We start from the raw sequence: 3,288 nt of genomic DNA, 5'->3' as shown, positions 1-3,288 counted from the left end.
TCTTACTACCGGTAAGTTCAGTTACCGGTAGTAATTAAAAAACTTTAATACCATTAATACCAGTATTATAATACTGGTATTAATGGTTCAGAAACGGGTATGAAATCATGGATAACAAGGCCAACGGCGAGAATCAGAAGGATATTCAGCGTAGAGAGCTTGTTTTCAGAGTTCTGGACGACCTCAAAACCAGAGGCGAACGTATTAATGCCGATAAGCTGGCCCGAATTGCCAAAATGGGGAAACAGACGGTGTTGCCCTATTACAATGAATGGCGCTTTCTGGATGATGCCCAGAAAGAGGTCGATGATGAGCTCCCTGCTGATTTGGTGCGTGTGCTAAAACGCTCACTCATCCAATGGAAACATGATGCAACCGCCTCGCAACGTGATTTTGAAGATCAGGCCAACCAGGAAATTGATGAACTACAACAAGTAGTACAGAAGCTGACTGAGGAAGGAATGAATCTAAAACAGCAGTTGGAGCAGTTGACGGATGAAAATAAGGTGTTACGAGAAAGTGGAGAGAGGCTAAATCAACAACAGTCTGAGCATGAGAAAAGCATCATTCAGTTGAAGGAACAGCTAAACACAGAGATCGAAAAAAATAAGAAGCATGAGGCAGTGATTGCTTCCAGCAAAGAAGAACATACCCAAGCCCTCGCCTCTTTGGAGACAAAGCTTGACAGCCAGTACCAGGCACAAATCAATCACTGGATCAAAACCGTCGACAATGAGCGTCGACTAAGAGCCAATGTTGAATCAAAGCTTGTGAAACAAAAAGAGTCCGGGCTGACTGCCGAAAAGGCGCATAATGAAATCCAATATCGATTGGAAGCCAAGTCCAAAGCTCATCTCGAAGCCTGCGAAGAAAGGAATCATTACAAGGCCATCGTCAAAGAATCAAAGCCACTGCTTCAAGTTATCAAGGAAATAACATTGCTTCTGAACCTCCCTGCCGAGGCCCTTTCCAGCGCAGTGCGGCAGCTATTAGATGCAGAACATAAGGCCCGGCATGATCAGGATGCTATTAAAGAGTGCAGGAAGCAGCAAGCAGCCCTTGAGCTCAAAAACCTGTCATTACAGAAAGAGCTTGATTCAACAAGAACACTGGAGCATGAAGTTGCACGGCTCAAGGGCTATAACGATGCCCTAAAACTCACCATTGAACAAAACAAAGAAAATAAGTCATGAACTTACCTGCTCTTTCAGAACTTCTGAATCTTCCCGGGAGTGACCATCAGTACAACCCATCATCGTTAAGTACTGATATGACAGGCGCTGTCAATGACAGTGAAATTCTTACTCTGTTTTTGAACAAATCCGCAGCTCGTTCTAACGAGACACTCAGACGCTACGAGAGAGAAATCCTGCGTTTCAGCGCCTGGTTATATCAAGATATTGGGGCGAGCTATAAGGAAGTTCGTCTAAAGCATCTTCAGATGTATCTTCATCATATACAAAATCTGCCGGATCGCTGGTTAGAGCAAGGTGTTCTCCCCGGGCAACCCGAAAGAATACTCTTTAAAGCGTCTATCAAACCCGGAAAAAGCACCGATCAGGTGATTGATGTACTCTCATCTTTCTTTTCTTTCCTGGAGAAAAATCGATACACGCTGGGCAATCCCGCTGTTTCTTTGATTCGTTCCGGAGAAAAGCTGGCCCGAGGTACTTCTACTATCCGCTTCTTCCATGAAGAAGAATGGCAACACTTGCTGAATTGCCTCGAGCTACAAACGCAAAGTGAGCACGTATCCAAATCAGAGTCAGCAAGAACACGTTATATCATCATGCTGGGCTACAGCCTCGGGCTTCGAGAGTCTGAAATGACCGAACACAGCTGTAATGATATTCATCCAGGTATTGAGGGAGGCTACTTTCTCAGCATCCTGGGGAAAGGTCGAAAGCGCCGTCAGCTACCACTAAACAATAAGCTCATTGAAGAGATCAGGGCATTCAGACATAGTGTTCAGTGTGAAGGTCTGTCAGGGGACAATTTCCCATTGGCCCCAAGGACGCGCAGAATTCAGGGCAAAATAGGCGGACTTTCCTCCAGAGGTCTGCGTTTCTGGTGGCAAAGTTTTATGGATTTCTGCGCCTCTGAATCAGACAACAGCCAGCAGGCAACCCGATTTAAAGTTATGCCTTTCCATGCTCTGCGACATACTGCACTGACACACCTTGCCCGTCACATGAAGATAGAGGATCTGGCCATTTTTGCGGGCCATGACTCCATCAACACCACCAGCCAGTACTATCACACCGAGGCCAAGAGATTGAAACAAATGACGGAAACTCATTTTCTCTGAATCACCAACAGCCTTAATCCGCTCCTGCTAAAGTTATTGAGAGAGCATCACATGGCCAGGGAAGGACATGAATTTCTGTAAGAGCTGCCGAAAGCCAATCCATGGAAATGGCCTGGAAGCCTTGGGCAGTCACTGGCACCTGCACTGTTTTAATTGTCGAACCTGCAAAAAGCCTCTGCTAAACAAATCATTTGTTGGCTTTAATGGCCGACCTTTCCATCCACGCTGCCTGAAATGCCCCGGATGCCGAAAAACCATCAACGACAGATACATAGAAAACGATGGTATGCCCTGGCATCCGGACTGCTACCAAAAACAGAATAACCCGCTCTGTGCCGTCTGTCGCAAGCCCCTCCATGAATATTATTTAATGGATTTTTGGGGTAATACCTTTTGCGACACACACCAGGACTACACCACTTGCTCAAGTTGCAGTCGGATAGTGTGCAAAAACATCACCGATGGCGGAATGTCCTTCCCGGATGGACTGGTGATTTGCAACCTCTGCAATCTACGCGGCGTAGTCAACCAGGAACAGGGAGACAGAATCATGGAGCAGATGCGCTCTGCCCTATCTTCTGTAGGATTGAATCTACATCAATCCAATACCCCACTAACACTCTGTGGCCGTGATGAACTTCGGGAAGCCAGCCGACATAACTTTCATAATGAAAGGCCGATACTGGGACTAACCCGATGGAGTACCTCTACAACACCCAATGGCCAGGTGATCGCCAGAGAGTTCAACGATATTCTGATTCAAAAGCATTTGCCGGAGGAACATTTTCGAACCGTAGCCATCCATGAGTTAACCCACGCCTGGCTCTTCTATAACAACTATCGTGACCTGCCACTGGAAGTCGAAGAAGGCATGTGTGTCATGATGGAGTACATCTGGTTGAAAAATCAGGCCACAAAAGATGCAGAATTCCGGAGAATAGCCATAGAAACAAGTGACGACCCTATCTACGGTCTCGGTT

The 3,288-nt window shown here is 46.3% G+C and carries 3 protein-coding genes; all 3 read left to right on the top strand.

All coding sequences use genetic code 11. The annotated features are described in order from the left end of the window. Positions 1 to 107: 107 nt before the first annotated feature. Positions 108 to 1,193: a DNA-binding protein gene (locus KDK17_RS15935; protein ID WP_257254826.1), complete on the top strand. Its 1,086-nt coding sequence runs from the start codon at positions 108 to 110 to the stop codon at positions 1,191 to 1,193. Then, the gene (locus KDK17_RS15930) at positions 1,190 to 2,308 is read left to right on the top strand and encodes a tyrosine-type recombinase/integrase (RefSeq protein WP_257254827.1); all 1,119 of its coding nucleotides are present in this window, start codon (positions 1,190 to 1,192) and stop codon (positions 2,306 to 2,308) included. The genes KDK17_RS15935 and KDK17_RS15930 overlap by 4 nt, the downstream gene beginning before the upstream one ends. 67 nt (positions 2,309 to 2,375) lie before the next feature. After that, positions 2,376 to 3,288, top strand: a 913-nt coding sequence (locus KDK17_RS15925) for a protein DA1 (RefSeq protein ID WP_257288501.1), incomplete at its 3' end; no start/stop codon positions are given.

The organism is Endozoicomonas sp. SESOKO2 (genome assembly GCF_024606245.1).
Classification (GTDB): Bacteria; Pseudomonadota; Gammaproteobacteria; order Pseudomonadales; family Endozoicomonadaceae; genus Endozoicomonas_A.
Note: the sequence above shows the minus strand (reverse complement) of the source record. Positions and strands in the feature narration are given on the sequence as shown.